The 17,282-nt window shown below is 73.4% G+C and carries 13 protein-coding genes, 1 tRNA gene and 1 riboswitch; of the genes, 7 read left to right on the top strand and 7 right to left on the bottom strand.

What is annotated here, in order from left to right; all coding sequences use genetic code 11:
• The first annotated feature begins 223 nt into the window (after positions 1 to 223).
• From FHL80_RS00745 to FHL80_RS00755, 3 genes are all read left to right on the top strand, one after another.
• A complete protein-coding gene (locus FHL80_RS00745; RefSeq protein ID WP_026845370.1) occupies positions 224 to 649 on the top strand; it encodes a DUF3052 domain-containing protein in 426 nt (141 codons plus the stop codon).
• 96 nt (positions 650 to 745) lie between these two features.
• Positions 746 to 1,210 carry a peroxiredoxin gene (locus FHL80_RS00750; protein WP_138731558.1) on the top strand — a complete coding sequence of 155 codons (465 nt, stop codon included), beginning with the start codon at positions 746 to 748 and terminating at the stop codon, positions 1,208 to 1,210.
• Between the two features lie 36 nt (positions 1,211 to 1,246).
• A tRNA-Val gene (locus FHL80_RS00755) sits at positions 1,247 to 1,318 on the top strand.
• Positions 1,319 to 1,762: 444 nt separating this feature from the next.
• Here the strand turns inward: FHL80_RS00755 and FHL80_RS25130 are convergent.
• Positions 1,763 to 1,909: a hypothetical protein gene (locus FHL80_RS25130; RefSeq protein ID WP_216870313.1), complete on the bottom strand. Its 147-nt coding sequence runs from the start codon at positions 1,907 to 1,909 to the stop codon at positions 1,763 to 1,765.
• 211 nt (positions 1,910 to 2,120) lie between these two features.
• On the bottom strand, positions 2,121 to 2,801 hold the full coding sequence (locus FHL80_RS00760; RefSeq protein WP_138731559.1) for an alpha/beta fold hydrolase: 681 nt from the start codon (positions 2,799 to 2,801) through the stop codon (positions 2,121 to 2,123).
• Between the two features lie 1,005 nt (positions 2,802 to 3,806).
• On the opposite strand from FHL80_RS00760, the gene FHL80_RS00765 reads away from it, so the two are divergent.
• A complete protein-coding gene (locus FHL80_RS00765) occupies positions 3,807 to 4,490 on the top strand; it encodes a hypothetical protein (RefSeq protein ID WP_138731560.1) in 684 nt (227 codons plus the stop codon).
• Between the two features lie 485 nt (positions 4,491 to 4,975).
• Here the strand turns inward: FHL80_RS00765 and FHL80_RS00770 are convergent, their stop codons facing one another.
• Both FHL80_RS00770 and FHL80_RS00775 read right to left on the bottom strand, forming a co-directional pair.
• Entirely contained in the window at positions 4,976 to 6,031 is a 1,056-nt protein-coding gene (locus FHL80_RS00770; protein WP_246078364.1) for an NAD-dependent epimerase/dehydratase family protein, read from the bottom strand.
• 79 nt (positions 6,032 to 6,110) lie between these two features.
• Positions 6,111 to 6,425, bottom strand: coding sequence for a hypothetical protein (locus FHL80_RS00775; RefSeq protein WP_138731562.1), 315 nt, complete (start codon positions 6,423 to 6,425; stop codon positions 6,111 to 6,113).
• A gap of 331 nt (positions 6,426 to 6,756) precedes the next feature.
• Positions 6,757 to 6,901, top strand: a riboswitch (cyclic di-AMP (ydaO/yuaA leader).
• Positions 6,902 to 7,223: 322 nt separating this feature from the next.
• On the opposite strand from FHL80_RS00775, the gene FHL80_RS00780 reads away from it, so the two are divergent.
• Both FHL80_RS00780 and FHL80_RS00785 read left to right on the top strand, forming a co-directional pair.
• Positions 7,224 to 7,685, top strand: coding sequence for an aggregation-promoting factor C-terminal-like domain-containing protein (locus tag FHL80_RS00780; RefSeq protein ID WP_216870314.1), 462 nt, complete (start codon positions 7,224 to 7,226; stop codon positions 7,683 to 7,685).
• Between the two features lie 76 nt (positions 7,686 to 7,761).
• On the top strand, positions 7,762 to 8,157 hold the full coding sequence (locus tag FHL80_RS00785) for a rhodanese-like domain-containing protein (protein WP_216870315.1): 396 nt from the start codon (positions 7,762 to 7,764) through the stop codon (positions 8,155 to 8,157).
• A gap of 46 nt (positions 8,158 to 8,203) precedes the next feature.
• Here the strand turns inward: FHL80_RS00785 and FHL80_RS00790 are convergent, their stop codons facing one another.
• Positions 8,204 to 8,881 carry a slipin family protein gene (locus tag FHL80_RS00790; RefSeq protein ID WP_138731564.1) on the bottom strand — a complete coding sequence of 226 codons (678 nt, stop codon included), beginning with the start codon at positions 8,879 to 8,881 and terminating at the stop codon, positions 8,204 to 8,206.
• Positions 8,882 to 9,169: 288 nt separating this feature from the next.
• The gene (locus tag FHL80_RS00795; RefSeq protein ID WP_138731565.1) at positions 9,170 to 11,128 is read right to left on the bottom strand and encodes an FUSC family protein; all 1,959 of its coding nucleotides are present in this window, start codon (positions 11,126 to 11,128) and stop codon (positions 9,170 to 9,172) included.
• A gap of 73 nt (positions 11,129 to 11,201) precedes the next feature.
• Here FHL80_RS00795 and FHL80_RS00800 point away from each other — a divergent pair, with 73 nt between their 5' ends.
• On the top strand, positions 11,202 to 14,966 hold the full coding sequence (locus tag FHL80_RS00800) for an ABC transporter ATP-binding protein (RefSeq protein WP_138731566.1): 3,765 nt from the start codon (positions 11,202 to 11,204) through the stop codon (positions 14,964 to 14,966).
• Positions 14,967 to 15,055: 89 nt separating this feature from the next.
• Here the strand turns inward: FHL80_RS00800 and FHL80_RS26615 are convergent, their stop codons facing one another.
• Entirely contained in the window at positions 15,056 to 17,275 is a 2,220-nt protein-coding gene (locus FHL80_RS26615; protein WP_138731567.1) for a serine/threonine-protein kinase, read from the bottom strand.
• Positions 17,276 to 17,282 lie beyond the last annotated feature (7 nt).

Below are 17,282 nucleotides of genomic sequence, written 5' to 3' on the forward strand. Positions count from 1 at the left end.
CGGCGCACCCCCGGGGACGGGGACGACGCACCGTGGCCTCTCACCACCGGTGCGGAGGGGGTCGGTGTGGGCCGATGAGGGGTCCCGGCCAGGCACGATGGCCCGGGACAGGGCACCATCCCTCCAAAACCGCCTCGCAGCACACCGCCGCGGGGCACCGGACACCGCACACCACAGCACCCGGCACCGGCCGGGACGTCGAGCACACGGAGGACGAGCAGGGATGAGCGTCGACTCGGGGAGCACCAGCATGGCTGCCCGGCTGGGGATCAAGCCGGGGATGGTCGTGCAGGAGCTCGGCTGGGACGAGGACGCCGACGAGGACCTGCGCGACTCCGTCGTCGAGCTGTCCGGCGGCGAGATGGTCGACGAGGACTCCGACGAGGTGGCCGACGTCGTCCTGCTGTGGTGGCGCGAGGAGGACGGCGACCTGATCGACGCCCTCGTCGACTCCATCGCCTCCCTCGCCGAGGACGGCGTCGTCTGGCTGCTGGTGCCCAAGTCCGGGCGCCCCGGTCACGTCGAGCCGGGTGACGTCACCGAGGCCGCCCCCACCGCGGGGCTGCAGCAGACGTCGAGCATCTCCGCGGCCAAGGACTGGTCCGGGATCCGGCTGGTCACCCCGAAGGCCGCACGCTCCCGCCGCTGACGAAGGACCCCCTCGCCCCCACCGCTCGCAAGCTCGCGGCGGGCCCCGGCGAGGGGGCCGTTCCAGCACGTCTCGTGGGTGCGGCAGCATGGGGGCATGAGCATCTCCGTCGGCGACACCGCGCCCGAGTTCAGCCTCCCCGACCAGGACCGGCAGGTCGTCTCCCTCGCCGAGCTGCGGGGAGCCCCGGTCTTGGTGGTCTTCTACCCGTTCGCCTTCTCCGGCATCTGCACCGGTGAGCTGTGCCAGCTGCGCGACGAGCTGGCCACCTACACCGGTGCGGGCGTGCAGGTCGTGGCCGTATCCACCGACCCGACCTTCTCGCTCAAGGCGTGGCGGGACGCGCAGGGCTTCGAGTTCCCGCTGCTGTCGGACTTCTGGCCGCACGGCGCCGTCGCCCAGGCCTACGGCGTGTTCAACGACAAGGCCGGCATGGCGCTGCGCGGGACCTTCCTCGTCGACGCCGAGGGCACGGTCGCCTTCGCCGAGGTCAACCAGCCCGGCGACGCACGGGCGCAGTCCGGCTGGAAGGACGCGGTCAGCCAGCTCGCGGCCGCCTGAACCCATGGCGGCCGGGGCTCATGGCCTCGGTCGCACGGGCGCGTAGCTCAGCGGTAGAGCGCTCGCCTTACAAGCGAGTGGTCGGGGGTTCGAACCCCTCCGCGCCCACAGATCATGCCGGGGACGGCGTGGCGGTCGTTCCAGGCGACTCAGGGACCGTCCCACCTCACGGCAGTCGGCGGGGCTCCTCCCTCGGGTCGGGGCAGGGAGGGGCAGCCGCCCGGGTGGTCCCCGGGCGGACCGGCCGGGAGCCGCCGATGTACGGGACTCCCACCGCCTCGCCCGGGCGTGGGTCCCGAGCCCCGTGCTCCGTGAGCAGCAGTCGACGAGCGGCGTCCACCCGGGCCTCGTCCGCCGCGTCCTCGACGGGCCTCGTCTCGAAGCCGCAGCTGCAGAGCGCCCGCGTCCGTCGAGGCCCGAAGGGCCTGAACCCAGCCAGCACGTGCTCATCCGAGTCCGACATGCACGTCACCATCACTCGTCCAGGTCCCTGATGGGTCAGGGTCTCGTCCGCGGGTCTCCGGAACCGGCAGGGTTGACACAGTCGCCCGGTCAGGACTTCTTGCCCTTCTTCCCGCCCTTCTTGCCCAGCTCGCTCTGAGCGGCCGAGCTCGTGCGGGGGTTCTTCTTTCCCTCCTTCTTCGCCTTGGCGTTCGCCTTCTTCGCCGTGTCGCTGCCCTTGCCGCTCTTCTCGGCCATGCCGAACATCCCAGTCCAGGGTCGCCGTCCGGGGGCCGGAAGGTCAGGGCGTGGCCACTACCCCGAGCGGACCAGCCGGAACATTCGGATTCCGCAGGACCGACGAACGCGCCTGAGACCGGTCGGACGTCGCGGTGAGAGACCGCAGGAGTGCGTCCGTCCGCCCCGCGGCCGCTCGATGGTGCTCACTGGGCGCCGGGCGGACCGGCAGTCATCCCGCCCGGTCGAGGATCGGCCGCAGCAGCCCGGCCAGCTCCCCGGGTTGCGACAGGAACGGCGAGTGACCGGTGTCCATCCGGAGCACCTCGCCGGCCCGTTGGGCCATCGCCTCCTGCGCGAAGACGGGGATCGCCTGGTCCTGCTCGGAGATCACATACGTGCTGGGCACGGACTTCCACCCTGCGTTGGTCAGCGGCTGATCGAAGGCAGCCAGCGAGTGCGCCGAGACACGGGCCACCGACCGTGCGGTCAGCTCAGGGGAGACGTCGTTGTAGAAGACCTCCGCCGGCGTCTGCACCAGGACGCGGTCGCCCCGGACGTCCCACCACGGGGGCGGAGTCCCGCCGACCGCGCCCAGCAGTGACTCACCCTCGTCGAGGAGGAAGGCGCAGAGGTAGACCAGGTGCGCGACGCCGCTGCCGGCGGTGACCGCCTCGGTGATCACCGCTCCGCCGTAGGAGTGCCCGAGGACGACGGTCGGTCCGTCGATGCCGGACAGTGCGGACCGGAGCGCCGCTGCGTCGGCGTACAGGTCGCCGAGAGTCGCTTGACCCTCCCCGACGCTGGGCAGGTCGATGGTCTGAACCGGCACGTCACCGAGCGCGTCGACGAGCGGTTCCCAGCACCAGGAGCCGTGCCAGGCGCCGTGGACGAGGACCAGTGTGGGGGTCATCGGATTCCCTTCCTCCGGGGCAGGGCCCGTGAGCCCCATCTCTGGCCAGCGGGCAGTCTGACACGGAATGCCCCGTCCACCGAGACGCATCTGCACTGTGATCGCGGAGGTCCGTGAGGTCGCCCCGGCGGTGATTCGAAGCGGCCGGCCAGGGACACGCCGGGACCCCCGCACGGCATGAGGACGCACCCACGCGAGGTCGGATCACGATCGCGTGCCTGTCGAGACCCTCGTCCACGGGATGCCCGGATGGCCGGCTGGCCGTTCGCTGCCCCTTGGGACGCCCTGGTCTTCATCACCCGGCCGGTGCTGGACGGCGCGCCGGTCCGCGAGTCAACGTCGCCGGGCTGCATGACGCGGAGATGAGCCTCTGACCTGGTCGGGAGCATGCTGCCCGCGCTCCGTCGAGGCGAGGCGCAACCCACTCTGCGGCAGCAACGTCATCGGTCGGGGTGGCCCATACCAGCGCACCAAGCATCTTCGACCACCACCCGCCAAGTTCTCAGGCACTGGGGAATCTCTCTGATGCCGCCGTAGAGGGCTGTCCCCTAGCGACCCACTCAGAGACGCTCGTGTTAGCGGCGGTGAAGACGATGAGACCCAACCCAAGTCTCGGCGTGATGCGACGGTGACGGGCCCGTGACGATCCGAGTTCCAGAATGCGACCCTCGAGGTCCCGAAGCGTATTGGGAGGAAATTGCAGTACGGCAGGAAGCCCTGACCCGACACGAGGCGTACGCGGGAAACCGTGAATATACGGTACAGGAGCGAGCGATCTCATAGAGCGCAGCGCAAGGGCGTCTTCCTGAATGGACTGTGGCCACCGTGCATACGTGCGCCGTCTTGTTCGTGGCGGCTACAGCCCTAAGTGCCTGGAAGAGTTCCTCGTGACCGGCGCCAAACCGGCTGGGTGAACGAGCTTCCGAGGATCCGAGGCACTCCTCTTCAGGGGCGCCGAGTCGACGGGTTCCTCGTATGAGGATTTCGAGGAGGTGAGAACTCGAGATGCGTAAGCATCCCTGGCTTGTCCTGGGTGGAGTTCTTGCTGTCGTCTTTCTTCTTGGGCTTGCCATCGCGGTGGCGGCGAATGCGCTGTCGAACCAGACTGATGATCTCTGGGCCAAGATCTCCACAGCAGGGGTTGGGGTGGCACTCACAACAGTCGCTGGCGCGATTGCCGCAGGCGGCCTCAAGTTCCTGGACGAAAAACGCTCTCGGGACCAGGAACGCCGTCGCCTCTTCCATGACGTAGTAGCCGCATACAACCAGGTCAAAGCATGCCGTCGAGGGATGGAAGCGCTGGGACTAGTCGGCTCCGGGGTGCCGTCCCCGCGCTCCGGGACCAATCTACGGGCCGAAGAGGTCAAGGAACTGCGTTCGATCATGAGTCGACTGGACGACGCGCAGCTGAGGTTCGAGGCGCTGAAGAGGGAAGTTCACCAGTCAGACCTCTTCAGGAATAAGATTGATGTAGAGCAGGAGTTGAAACTGGTCGAGGACTACATCAACAAGGTCGCTTTGAGCAACTGGCAGAAATGCGGCAAGTCTGTGTGGGAGAACGAACCTGCGGACGTCCTCCAGAATCTGGGACTCCAGGAGTTCCACCGCTTCTTCGAGTGGAACATATCCAAGCGGCTGGATCACCTCACCGAGCTCCTGCAAGCCGAATTGTTCGGCGGACGCCGCTAGCGCTGCAATCGTGTAGCGAGGCGATCGCCGGCCACCCTGGTGCAGGGTTCCCAGGGCTGCAGCGCCCGGCCTCCTCGACACTGTGCCGTCGCCTTCGTAGTGCTCGCGTGTCATCCGCGGCGAGTGCCGTTAGCAACGGAGCGGCACGCACGGCTCTCTGAACCTGATGTGCGTCGCTCTTGACGTGACGGGAGGGCTCCGTCGTGCCACAGCCGCCGGTCCGTGCCTTTTCTGGTCATCTTGGGCGTGAGCGCCTCGCTCGTGTTCGGCACGATGGCGTTGCACCTGATAACGACGACTGCCCAACACGAAGCAGGGTGCGATGGCTTCTTCTCGCGCTGCCCAGTAGTTGCCGACACGTCCCGCGCGTGTCCCTTGAGCCGTATGCACGAACGCACCCCGCTGGTCCGCAGGACACCGCTGCGCGGACGTGCACCTCATGGGCGTCAGCTGACGTCCATGAGGGCACCCCCCCGGAGACCAGCTCAGCCGGTGCGGTCCAGCATCGACCGCAGCGCCTCCCGCCCGGAGTAGCGCGGTCGCCACCCCAGCTGCTCCTTCGCCTTCGTGGTGTCCATGATCGCCGGGTGGGTGGCGGCCTCGACCCACTCCGCCGCCGCGGGCAGCAACGGCAGCCGGGAGACCACCCGCGCGGTCAGCCGGGCCGGCCCGCCCGGCACCGGCAGCGCGATCGCCCCGTACTCCCTGGCCACGTCGGCCGTACTCAGCACACCGTCACCGGCGATGTTGTAGGCCCCCGGCGGCCCGGAGCCGAGCACGCAGCGCACCAGCGCCTGACCCACGTCCTCCTCGTGCACCACCTGCAGCGGGAGGTCGGCCACCACGACCGGGAGGGGGACCGGCAGGCGCCGGTTGGCCGTGTTCGCCAGCAGCCGCCCCAGCGGCGCGAGCCGGCCGGGCAGCAGGTCCTTGCCACCCAGCGAGTGGGGCCCCACCACCAGGGACGGCCGCAGCATGAACAGCGCCAGGTCGGGGTGGGCCGCCGCCGCCTTGCCCAGCCGCTGCTCGAGCTCGGCCTTCTCCTGCGCGTAGAACAGCCGCGCCGCCGGACGCACCGGCCACTCCTCGGTCATGCCGACCGGGTTGTCGCGGTGGAAGCCGTAGGCGGCGACCGATGAGGCGTGCACGAAGCGGTGCGCGCCGGCCTCCGCCGCCGCGCGGAAGACGTTGAGCGTGCCCTCGACGTTGATCTCGCGGGTGGCCTCCCGCCCGGCGGTGCCGGTGATCAGGAAGGCCAGGTGGACCACGACGTCGACGCCTTCGAAGGCCGCCCGCAGCGAGTCCGGGTTGCGGACGTCGCCCCGCCGGTAGTCCATCTTCGTCCAGCCCCGCTCGGCCGGGTCGAACGGCCGCCGCGCGATCCCGACGATCCGGGTGATCCGGTCGTCGGCCTGCAGCAGCGGGACCAGCCCGGACCCGAAGGTGCCGGTCGGACCGGTGACAGCGACGGTCAGCTCGGTCTGTCCTCGGTCCCCGGAGCCCGGCCCGTCCTCGGCGGCCAGGCCTCGGGGACCGGCCATCTGCTTCCCGCGCCCCGGGCTCACCGGCGCGCCCCCGGGTGCGTCAGCTGGTGTCGGACGGAGGCGTGGATCCCGATGGTCATGGACGTCGGGTACCCGGCAGGAGCCGTACCATCCGTCGCGCTGCCCGACGGGTCAGATCCGAGCGGGTCCCGGTCCGGCCCTCGGACGGCCGCACGGGCCGGGCCTCGCGCCAGTAGGCGACGACCCGTTCCGCCTCCACCGCGTCCTCCGACGGCTCACCGGCGGGCGCGAGGACGGCCGTGAGGTCGGGCTCGCCGTTCAGCTGGCAGAGGTCGAAGACCCCGCCGAGGACCTGCCGGTCGTACCAGTGCAGGTGGCCGAAGGGGCGCAGCTCGCCGTACCTGACCGTCTGACCGTGGATCGCCGCCATGACCCACCCCTCCGGTCGGTGGACGGCGACGGAGGCCCCGTCGGGGAGGGCCTCGGGGCGCGCGCGGTCATTGCAGGGTCCGCTCCTGCTCGAGCGAGCGATCGGGGGAGGGGCAGTCGTCGGCGACGGCTGGCGCGGGCTACCCGCCGTGAGCGGGTCCCGGATGGGCCTGACGTCGGACCTCGGGCCGCGACACGCCCGGGTGGCCACGCGACGCGCGTGGCGACCAGCAAGTCTCTCCTAATCTGTGTCCCCGATTTGTGCGGAACCGCCCAGTCTCCTAACTTTTCGGCGTCCGGCCGGGTCCTCTCTCCCTCACCCGGGGAGCCCGCGCCGGATGCCGCCGAATCGCACATGCGAGCCGGGGACCCACCGCACTGTGGGGTGAATCCCGCCGCCGAGCTCCGCTCGGGGCGGGTAGGGCTCTCCCCGCCCGAACCCGTCAGCTGACCTGGTAGGCGGCCATGGGAGAACGGAGAACCACCACACACGTGCGCCCTCGGGTCCTCGCGCAGTCCGCGAGCGACTCCGTACCCGGGCGTCGCGCATCCCGTCCCCGCACGTAGCCGGGGCGGTCACCGCACGTCGCCCGCACCCGGGCGTCACCTGACCGGACGGCACTGAGCTGCCGCCTGTCGGTGCCATGCGCCCGGGCTCGCCACACCCCCTCCACGGGTGGCTGCACCAGGTCCAGCCGCGGCCCGGCCGCAGGCACCCGCGTCCCTGTCGACCCCGCAGGTCGATGCCGGCCGCCGTCCCGAGGACGGCTGCCGCACCTCACCGCCGAGGAGTCCCCCCATGACCCACGCCCCTTCCCAGCTCGAACCCCAGCTCGACCCCCAGGCACCCGAGCGGTCGTCGCCGCCACGGGGCGTCCACCGGCGCGCCCTGCACCGGGTCGCCGCCGTCCTCGCGCTCTGCGTCGCCTTCGCCTTCGCCGGCCAGTCGGTGGCCCAGGCGGCGTCCGGCGTGCAGGCCTACCAGGCCTACGCGCTCGGGAAGCTCGGCGGGAACACCGCCCAGTCCTCCTGCCTCAACCAGCTCTGGCAGAAGGAGAGCGGCTGGAACCCCAACGCGCAGAACCCGTCGAGCACCGCCTACGGCATCCCGCAGTTCCTGAACTCCACCTGGGCCAGCACCGGGATCGCCAAGACCTCGGACCCGCTGCGGCAGATCGACGCGGGCCTGATCTACATCAAGAAGCGCTACGGCACCCCCTGCGGGGCCTGGTCCTTCTGGCAGTCGCACAAGTGGTACTGACCGACTGAGGGAGGGGGTGCGGCGACCGCCGCACCCCCTCCCCGCCGGTCCGCCGCCCGTCGGGCACGCTGTGGCGGTGGGCATCGACGACGTGCTGGCCGCCAGCCGGGCCGGCGTGCCCCGGCTCGGGCCGGCCGAGCTCTGCGCCGCGATCGCCCGCGGCGCACTCGTGGTCGACACCCGCACGGAGTCCCACCGACGGGTCCAGGGGGAGTTCCCCGGCGCGCTGGTGATCGACCGGACCGTCCTCGAGTGGCGGCTGGACCCGACCTCGCCGTGGCGCGTCCCCGAGGCGACCGGCCCCGACCTCGAGGTCGTCGTGGTCTGCCGGCACGGGTTCAGCTCCAGCCTCGCCGCCGCGTCCCTGCGCGCGGTCGGGTTGCACCGCGCGACGGACCTCGTCGGTGGCGTGCAGGCCTGGCTCGCCGCGGGGCTGCCGGTGTCGGACGAGCCCGCCGACGTCCGCGAGTGACCATGCACCGGCGGGCGGCCCTCCGCGGAGGGCAACCCGCCGGCGCTCAGCCGGCCGGACGGACGCCGAGGCCGGGGGTCGGACCGGTGGTCAGCACGACCGTCGCACCGCCGGCCTCGACCGCCTGCAGCGTGCGCAGCTGGAGCAGAGCCGGCTGGTCGACGACCATCCGCGCCGCGTTCGCCAGCGCCCGGGTCGCCGCCACCTCCGACCGGGCCCGCTCCAGGGCCGCCTGGCCCTGCGCCCGCGCCGAGGCCACCTCCGTCGCGGCCCGCCGCAACTCGGCCGGCACCATCACGTCCCGGACGGCGACGTCCTCGACGGCGACCCCGACACCCGCCGCCCGAGCCGTTCCCGGCTCGCGCAGCGCGGCCGGGAGCGACTGCCGGTCGGTGAGCAGCTCGTCGAGCGTGCGCCCGGCGACGACCTCACGCAGCGCCACCTGCAGCGCCGCGTAGACGAAGCCGTCCGCGTCCTCGACCGCCTCGTGCCAGCGCCGTGGGTCGACGGTCCGGCAGGTCACGAGGAGGCTCACCTTCACGGTCAGCCGGTCGGCGGTGAGCACCTCCTGGCTCGGGACGACGAGCAGCCGCGGGCGGACGGCGACGCGGACGAACCGCCGCCGCCGCCGGGCCCGCCGGTGCCTGCCCGGCTCGAGCACCTCGACGAAGCGGCCGTCCCGGTAGACCAGGACCCGCTCCCACTCGGCGGCGACGATCCGCACGCCCCCACCTCCTCTCCTCCTCGACCGGCTGCCGCCCCCGGGGTGACCGGCCGGCGCACGGTCAGGCGCCGGTGAGGGGCACGTCGTGCCACAGGCCACCGACGCCGGGACGACCGTGCGCCGGACGGCCTCGGGACTCGAACCCGGGGCGTTCCTGGGACGCCTGCCACCAACGGCACGCCCGGAGCCGACTCGCAGGACCTGCGACGGCGATGCCGTCCGGCTGCTGACCCGGGCGAGGAGGAACGGTAAGTGCTGGTCGGCGGCCTGGCCAGCGGTTTTCCGGGGTCAGTCGTCGGCGCCGCGGACGCCGACCCGGCGTCCCGGCGTCGTCTCACGCACCAGCCGGCGGGCGGCGTCGACCTCCCGGGCCACCGGCGCCAGTACCCCCTCGGCGTCGATCTCGGCGTCGTCGGGCACCCGGTGGGCGCGGAGGTCCTCCTCCAGCTGCGCGACCGCCTTCCGCAGCACGGCCACCTGGGCGGGCTCGGGCACCGGCTCGCCCGAGCGCATCGCGATGACCGCCGCGGTGACGGCGTCCGACGTCCGCTCCAGCTGGACGATGACCGGCCACCACGCCGCGGCCCGGGTGCTGATCGGCGGAGGCTCGGCCAGCCGCCGCTGCAGCTGCGTCTGCAGCTCGGTGAGCGCGCGGTAGCTGGCCCGCCGGGCGCGGCGGGTCTCCACCGGGCCCTCGGTGAACGCCGCCTCGATGAACCGGTCCAGCGCCAGCGTCGCCCCGCGCAGCGCGTCGTCCAGCGGCGCCCGCCAGGTCTGCGGCCAGAGCAGGTAGCCGACGACCAGCACGATGCCGCAGCCGATCAGGGTGTCCACCAGCCGGGCGCCCACCAGCTGCGCGCCGCTGGGCGTGGCCAGGTCGAGCAGCAGGATGATGAACGGGGTCTGGAAGACCGAGAACAGGCCGAAGCTGCCGTTGCGGGCCCACGGCAGCGCGCCGGCCGCGATCGCCAGGGGGAGCAGCACCCAGGCGTCGCGGGACAGGAAGGTCAGCAGCAGCGACCCGATGAGGACGCCGAGCAGCGTGCCCGCGCCGCGCTGCACGGCCCGGGTGAACACCGAGCCGTAGTCGGGCTTGAGCACGATCGCGACGGTGAGCAGCACCCAGTAGGGCCGCTCGATGGGCAGCAGCTGGCGGGCCACCTCGGCGACGGTCATGCACAGGGTCAGCCGGACGACGAAGGCGCGGGAGTCGGCGTTGCCGATCGTCTTGTCCTGCACGTCGCGCAGCCGCAGGCGCCAGCCCAGCTCAGGCCGCTCGACCGCCGCCTGGGCGCGCTCCTCGGGGTCGCCGACGACGTTCCACACCAGCCGGATGCCGTGCCGCACGGCCCGCCGCGTCGCCGGGCCCTCCTCGACCCGGGCCGGCCGTTCGCCGAGGACGGGTCGGCGCTGGGTGACCGCCGTCGCCAGGGCGCGCGACGCGCCGACGTCGCGGGAGTCGGCCGGCACCCCGGCCCGGGCGCTGGCCACGGCGGCCTCCACCAGCGGCGCCGCGGAGTTGAGCACCCCGGCCAGCTCGGCGAGCTCCCGGCTGCGACCGGCCGACCGGCTGCGGGTGTGGATGACCCGGTCGTAGCCCTCGTTGAGCGCGGTGGCCAGATCGCGGCGGGCGTCCTCGGCGCGGTCGGTGCCGATCGCCTCCAGCAGCTCGGCCACCTGGGTGAACACCGCACCCACCGAGGCCCGGTCAGGGTCGAGCGGCTCGGCGCGGGACTGCACCAGGACGGCGAGGGCCCCCCAGGCCGCCCCGGCCAGGAAGCAGCCGACCTCGGCCAGGGGCGACAGCGACGTGACCAGGCCCGAGGAGATCGCGGTGTAGACCAGCAGCTGCAGCGCCCCGAGTGAGTAGGCCGCGCTGATCGAGCTGATCAGGGCCGACAGCGCGGACACCACGGCGATGAGCACCACCGCCGACCACCCGCCGCCGGTCAGCCAGTGCCCGACGACGAGACCGACCCCGCCGAGCAGCGAGGCGGCGGCGACCCGCCGCATCCGGGCGCGCAGCGGACCGGACTGCGGCGCGAGCGTGGCGGCCAGCGACCCCATCGTGGCGAACACCCCGGCGCCCAGCGCGCTGCCGGCGAGGCCGCCGATGGCCAGGGCGGCGGCGAGCGGGGCGGGGACGACGACGGCGAACCGGACGACGTCCCGCCACGGCACCGCGGGGCGGCTGGTGCGGACCAGCTCCTCCAGCCAGGCCGGCGCCCGCAACCCCCGCTCCGCCACGTCCGCAACCCTGCCATCCGCGACTGTCGGCAGCTCGTCGCACACTGGACGGCGTGCCGATCCCCGACGCCGCGTGACGGCGACCGCCGAGTACGCCGCGGGCACCCGCGGCCGCCCCGCGGCCCCGCCGCCCGAGGGCGGGTGGCTCAAGCGGCTGGTCGGCTACTGCCTGCGCCACCGCGGGGACCTGGTGGGCGCGTTCGCCGCCGCGCTCGCCGGCTCGGTCATCGCCGCCGTGGCGCCGCTGCTGACCCGGGCGGTCGTCGACCGGGTGGTCGACGCGGGCGGCTCAGGCCGGGCGGCCGACGTCACCCCGTTCGTCGTCGCCCTGGTGCTGGCCGGCGTGCTCCGCTTCGCCGCCGGGTTCGTCCGCCGGTACCTGGCCGGGCGGCTGTCGCTCGACGTCCAGTTCGACCTGCGCAACGACCTGGCCGCGGCGCTGTCCCGGCTGGACGGGCCGGGGCAGGACCGGTTGCAGACCGGGCAGACGGTCAGCCGGGCGATCAGCGACGTGACCCTGGTGCAGGGGCTGCTGGCCTTCCTGCCCAACCTGACCGGCAACGCGCTGCTGTTCGTCGTCTCCCTCGTGGTGATGGCCTGGCTGTCACCGCTGCTCACCGTGGTGGCCCTCGCCGTCGGGCCGGCGCTGTGGTGGCTGGGGCTGCGGTCCCGACGCGACCTGTTCCCGGCCAACTGGGCGGCGCAGCAGCAGGCAGGGGCGGTCGCGGGGGACGTCGAGGCGGCCGTCACCGGCGTCCGCGTGGTCAAGGGCTTCGGCCAGGAGGACCGCGAGCTGGACCGGGTCGACGAGGGCGCCCGGCGGCTGTTCGGCGCCCGGATGCGGGTGGTCCGGTTCACCTCCCGCTACAACCCGCTGCTGCAGGCGATCCCGGCGCTCGGCCAGGTCGGTGTGCTGGCGCTCGGCGGCTGGCTGGCGCTGCGCGGGTCCATCACGCTCGGCACGTTCCTGGCCTTCGCGACCTACCTGGCCACCCTGGTGTCGCCGGTGCGCCAGCTCGCCGCCGTCCTCACCATCGGGCAGCAGGCCCGCGCCGGTGTCGAGCGGGTGCTCGAGGTCATCGACGCGCGGCCGACGCTGGTGTCGGGGACCGGCGCGCTCCCCGAGGGACCGTTGACCGTCGACCTGGACGACGTCACCTTCGGCCACTCCCCCGACCGGCCGGTGCTCACCGGGGTGTCGCTGCGGGTGGAGCCGGGGGAGACCCTGGCGCTGATCGGCACCGCGGGCTCCGGCAAGTCCAGCGTGGTCAACCTGCTGCCCCGCTTCTACGACGTCTCCGCCGGGGCGGTGCGGATCGGCGGCAGCGACGTCCGGGACCTGGACACCCACCAGCTGCGTGCCGCGCTGGGTGTCGTGTTCGAGGACAGCTTCCTGTTCTCCGACACCGTGCGCGCCAACATCGCCTTCGGCCGACCGGACGCCGGGGACGACGAGGTGCGCGCCGCCGCCCGCGCCGCCCAGGCCGACGGCTTCATCAGCGAGCTGCCCGACGGCTACGACACCGTCGTGGGCGAGCAGGGGCTGACCCTGTCCGGCGGGCAGCGGCAGCGGGTGGCGCTGGCCCGGGCGCTGCTGGTCGACCCGCGGGTGCTGGTGCTCGACGACGCCACCTCCGCCGTCGACGCGGCCGTGGAGGCGCGGATCCACGAGGCGCTGCGCGAGGAGGTGGTCGGCCGGACGACGCTGCTGGTGGCCCACCGCCAGTCGACGCTGGCGCTGGCCGACCGGGTCGCCGTGCTGGACGCCGGCCGGGTGGTCGACGTCGGCACCGCGGCGGAGCTGGAGGCGCGCTCGCCGCTGTACCGGCTGCTGCTGTCCGGCGCCGACGGCGACCTGCCGCCGCTGGAGGAGGAGCTGCCGCCTGGCGGCACCACGCCCGCGGCCTGGCCCGAGGTCGAGCCGGACGAGGCGGAGGACGCCGGGCCCTCGCGGGCCGCGGCCGCCTCCATCGGCGGGCGCGGCGCAGCGATGGCCGCGGCCGCGCCGACCGCCGCGCTGCGGGCGCTGGTCGACCGGCTGCCCCCCGCCGACGAGGAACCCGACGTGCCCGCCGAGCGGGCCCGTGCCGCGGACCGGGCGTTCACCCTGCAGCGACTGCTCCGGCCGTTCCGCTGGCCGCTGGCCGCCGCCCTCGTCCTGGTGGCGGCCGACACGGCGGCGCAGCTGGCCATCCCGGCGCTGGTGCGCCAGGGCGTCGACGACGGCATCGCCCAGCGCTCGCTGTCCTACCTGCTCGGCATCGCCGGCGTCGCGCTGGCCGTCGTGCTCGCCGACTTCGCCGTCGCCCGCGGGGCGGCCTGGCTGACCGGCCGGACCGGTGAGCGGCTGCTCTACACGCTGCGGGTGAAGACCTTCGCCCAGCTGCAGCGGCTGGGCCTGGACTACTACGAGCGCGAGCTCGGCGGCCGGATCATGACCCGGATGACGACGGACGTCGACGCGCTGTCGGCGTTCCTGCAGACCGGGCTGACGACGGCCGTGGTCAGCGTGCTCACCCTGGTCGGGGTGCTGGTCGCGTTGGTCCTGTTCGACGCCGAACTGGCCCTCGTCCTGGTGGTCACGCTGCCGGTGCTGGCCGTGGCCACGGTCTGGTTCCGGTCCCGCTCGGTGCCGGCCTACACCGAGGCGCGGGAGCGGGTCAGCGCGGTCAACGCCCGGCTCCAGGAGGACGTCGCCGGGGTGCGGGTCACCCAGGCGTTCAACCGCTCCGAGCACTCGACCGCCGTGTTCCAGGGCTACGCCCGGCGCTACCGCGACGTCCGGCTGCGGGCGCAGCGCTACATCTCGATCTACTTCCCGTTCGTCGAGTTCCTCTCCGAGGTGGCCGCCGCCGCGGTGCTCGCAGTTGGGGCCGCCCGGCTCACCTCGGGCAACATCAGCGCCGGCGTGCTGATCGCCTTCGTGCTGTACGTGGACACCTTCTTCTCCCCGGTGCAGCAGCTGTCCCAGGTGTTCGACAGCTACCAGCAGGCCTCGGTCGGGCTGCGCCGGCTCCGCGACCTGCTCCGCACACCGGAGTCGACGCCGGCCGCCGCCGACCCCCGGCCGGTGGGCCGGCTGCGCGGCGAGGTGCGGCTGGCCGACGTGACCTTCGCCTACTCCGGTGCGCCCACCCCGGCGCTGCGCGACGTCTCGCTCACCGTCGCGCCCGGGGAGACGGTGGCGCTGGTGGGGGAGACCGGGGCCGGGAAGTCCACGGTGGTCAAGCTGGTCGCCCGGTTCTACGACCCGACGTCCGGCGCGGTCTGCGTCGACGGCGCCGACCTGCGCTCGGTGGACCTGCTGCAGTACCGGCACCGGCTGGGGGTCGTGCCGCAGGAGGCGTACCTGTTCGCCGGCACGGTGCGCGACGCGATCGCCTACGGCCGGCCCGAGGCCACCGACGCCGAGGTCGAGGCGGCGGCGCGGGCGGTGGGCGCGCACGAGATGGTCGCCGGGCTGCCGCGCGGTTACCGCACCCGGGTGGGGGAGCGGGGGCGCGCGCTCTCGGCCGGGCAGCGGCAGTTGCTCGCGCTGGCCCGCGCCGAGCTGGTGGACCCCGACGTCCTGCTGTTCGACGAGGCGACCGCGTCGCTGGACCTGGCCACCGAGGCCGCCGTCACCCGGGCGGCCGACGCGGTGGCGCGCCGCCGGACGACGCTCGTGGTGGCGCACCGGCTGACCACCGCCGCCCGGGCCGACCGGGTTGCCGTGCTGGCGCACGGCCGGGTGGTCGAGGTCGGCCCGCACGCCGAGCTGCTCGTCGCCGGCGGTGCCTATGCGGCGCTGTGGGCGGCGTTCACCGCCGACGAGGACGCCGACCCGCTGATGGACTGAGGACCCCGCTGCCCCCCACCGCTCGCAAGCTCGCGGCGGGTCCCTGCAGCGGGGCCGAGAGCCGTCGGCAGAGGACCATCCAGCTCGACTCAGACCGCGGTGATGTCGAGGATGCGGACCGTGCCGTCGCCGAGGTTGGTGACGTAGGCCTGCCGACCGTTCGGCAGCACCGAGATGCTGCTGGGCGAGTCGCCGGTCGGGATCCGCGCCGTCACGACGTTGGTCGTGGTGTCGACGACGTCGACCGTGCCGTCGTCGACGTTGGCGGTGTACAGGTGCTTGCCGTCGGGGGCGTAGGTGACGTCCTGCGGGCGGAGCCCGATGTCCACCGTCGCGACGACGGCGTTGGTGGCCGTGTCGATCACCGAGAGCGTGTTGCTCTCGAAGTTCACCACCGACACCCGGGTGCCGTCCGGGGAGACGGCGAGGCTGTGCGGCGCCCTGCCGACGGGGATCTGGGTGATGAGCCCGTTGGTGGCCGAGTCGAAGACGGTGACCACCCCGGACTCGTGGTCGGCGGTGTAGAAGAACTTGCCGTCCTTGCTGAACGCCACCCAGTGCGGGTTGGGCGGCGTCGGGACGTTGCCGACGACCTCACCGTTGGTGGTGTCCACGATGTCGACGCGTCCGTCGTTGTGGCTGGGCACGTAGAGCAGGCGGCCGTCCGGGGTGGTCGCCGGGGCGTAGGGGCGGTGCCCCACCGGCACGGTCTTGGACACCTCGTTCGTCGCGGTGTCCAGGAACACGACGTCGTTGACCGTGAAGTCCTTGTTGAAGACCGTGACGTAGGCGGTCCTGCCGTCGGGGGAGAAGGCGATGAACTGCGGCGGCCCGGCGTCGATGGTGATGGTCGCGGTCACCGCCGCCAGAGCCGTGTCGAACACGGTGACCACACCGGCGTCGCGGTTGGCGATGTAGGCGAAGCGTCCGTTCGGCGCGACCTGGATGTAGCCGGGGGTGGCGCCGACCGGGACGACACCGCCCGCCGCCGGGATCGGGACGCTGGCCGCGATCTCCGGCGGTGGCGGGCTCTGCGCGGCCGTGGGCTCGGCGGAGGGCTGCGCGGCGGTGCCCCCGGAGCCGTCGGACCGGAGGAACACCACGCTGACCAGGACGAGGGCGGCGACCACGACGGCGACGAGGGCCATCAGCGCCAGCGTGCGGTTCCGCCGCCGACCGGGACCCCGGGCCGAGCGCCGCCGCCCGGCGTCGGGTGGAGGAGGGGACCCGTGCCCCGGGGCGCTGCGGGGGTCACCGCCTCCGCCGTCGCCGCCACCCGGGGCAGGTCCGCTCCCCGCCCCGCTGCCGCCGGTCGGCGACCCGCCGGCGGGGGGCGCGAAGCCCGCCGGAGTCGGCAGCTGGTCGACCGAGCGGTGCCCGCCGGCCCCTGAGGCGATGCCCAGGGCCCCGACCGGCGGGGGCGACACGACGTGGGTGGGCTGGAAGGCAGCCGGGGCCGGTGCCGCCGGGAGAGCCGAGCCGGGAGGCGCCGTGCGGAGGGCCGCACGGGCCGCCGCCGTGAACGCCGGCGTCGTCTCGTAGCGGTCGTCGGGACGCTTGGCCATCCCGCGGGCGACCACCTCGTCCAACGCTCCCGGGACGTCGGGCACGACGCTGCTCGGCCGCGGCGGCGTGCTGTAGAGGTGGGCGTACATCAGGGCCGGCAGTTCCTCGCCGGGGAAGGGGCGCGTGCCGGTCAGGCACTCGTAGAGCAGGCAGGCCAGCGAGTAGGTGTCCGCGCGGCCGTCGATGGGCTGGTTGGTGAACCGCTCGGGCGCCATGTAGTCGAGCGTCCCGACCGTGGCGCCGGTGATGGTCAGCGCCGTCCGGCTCGTGCCGATCGGGCGGGCGATGCCGAAGTCGACGACGTAGACGAAGTCCGCGGCCGTCACCAGGACGTTGGACGGTTTGACGTCCCGGTGCACCAGACCCTCGGCGTGCGCCGCGTCGAGTGCCTCGCCGACCTGCGAGATGAGGTGCACCGCGCGGGACGGGGGGAGCAGGCCGTCGCGGCGGAGCAGGGCCCCGATGTCCTCGCCGTCGACCAGCCGCATGTCGATGTAGAGCCGTCCGTCGACGTCGCCGTAGTCGTGGATGGGGATCACGTGCGGCTCGCGCAGCCGTGCCGCGACGTGCTGCTCCCGCCGGAAACGGGACAGGTACTCCTGGTCGTGGCGGAAGATGTCCGGCAGCACCTTCAGGGCGACCAGCCGTTCGCGCCGGGTGTCGCGGGCGCGGTAGACCTCGCCCATGCCGCCGCTGCCGAGCAGGGACTCGATCTCGTAGGGGCCGAACGTCCGCTGGGTCATGCCGGCT

It is taken from the genome of Modestobacter excelsi, assembly GCF_005930495.1.
GTDB lineage: Bacteria > Actinomycetota > Actinomycetes > Mycobacteriales > Geodermatophilaceae > Modestobacter > Modestobacter excelsi.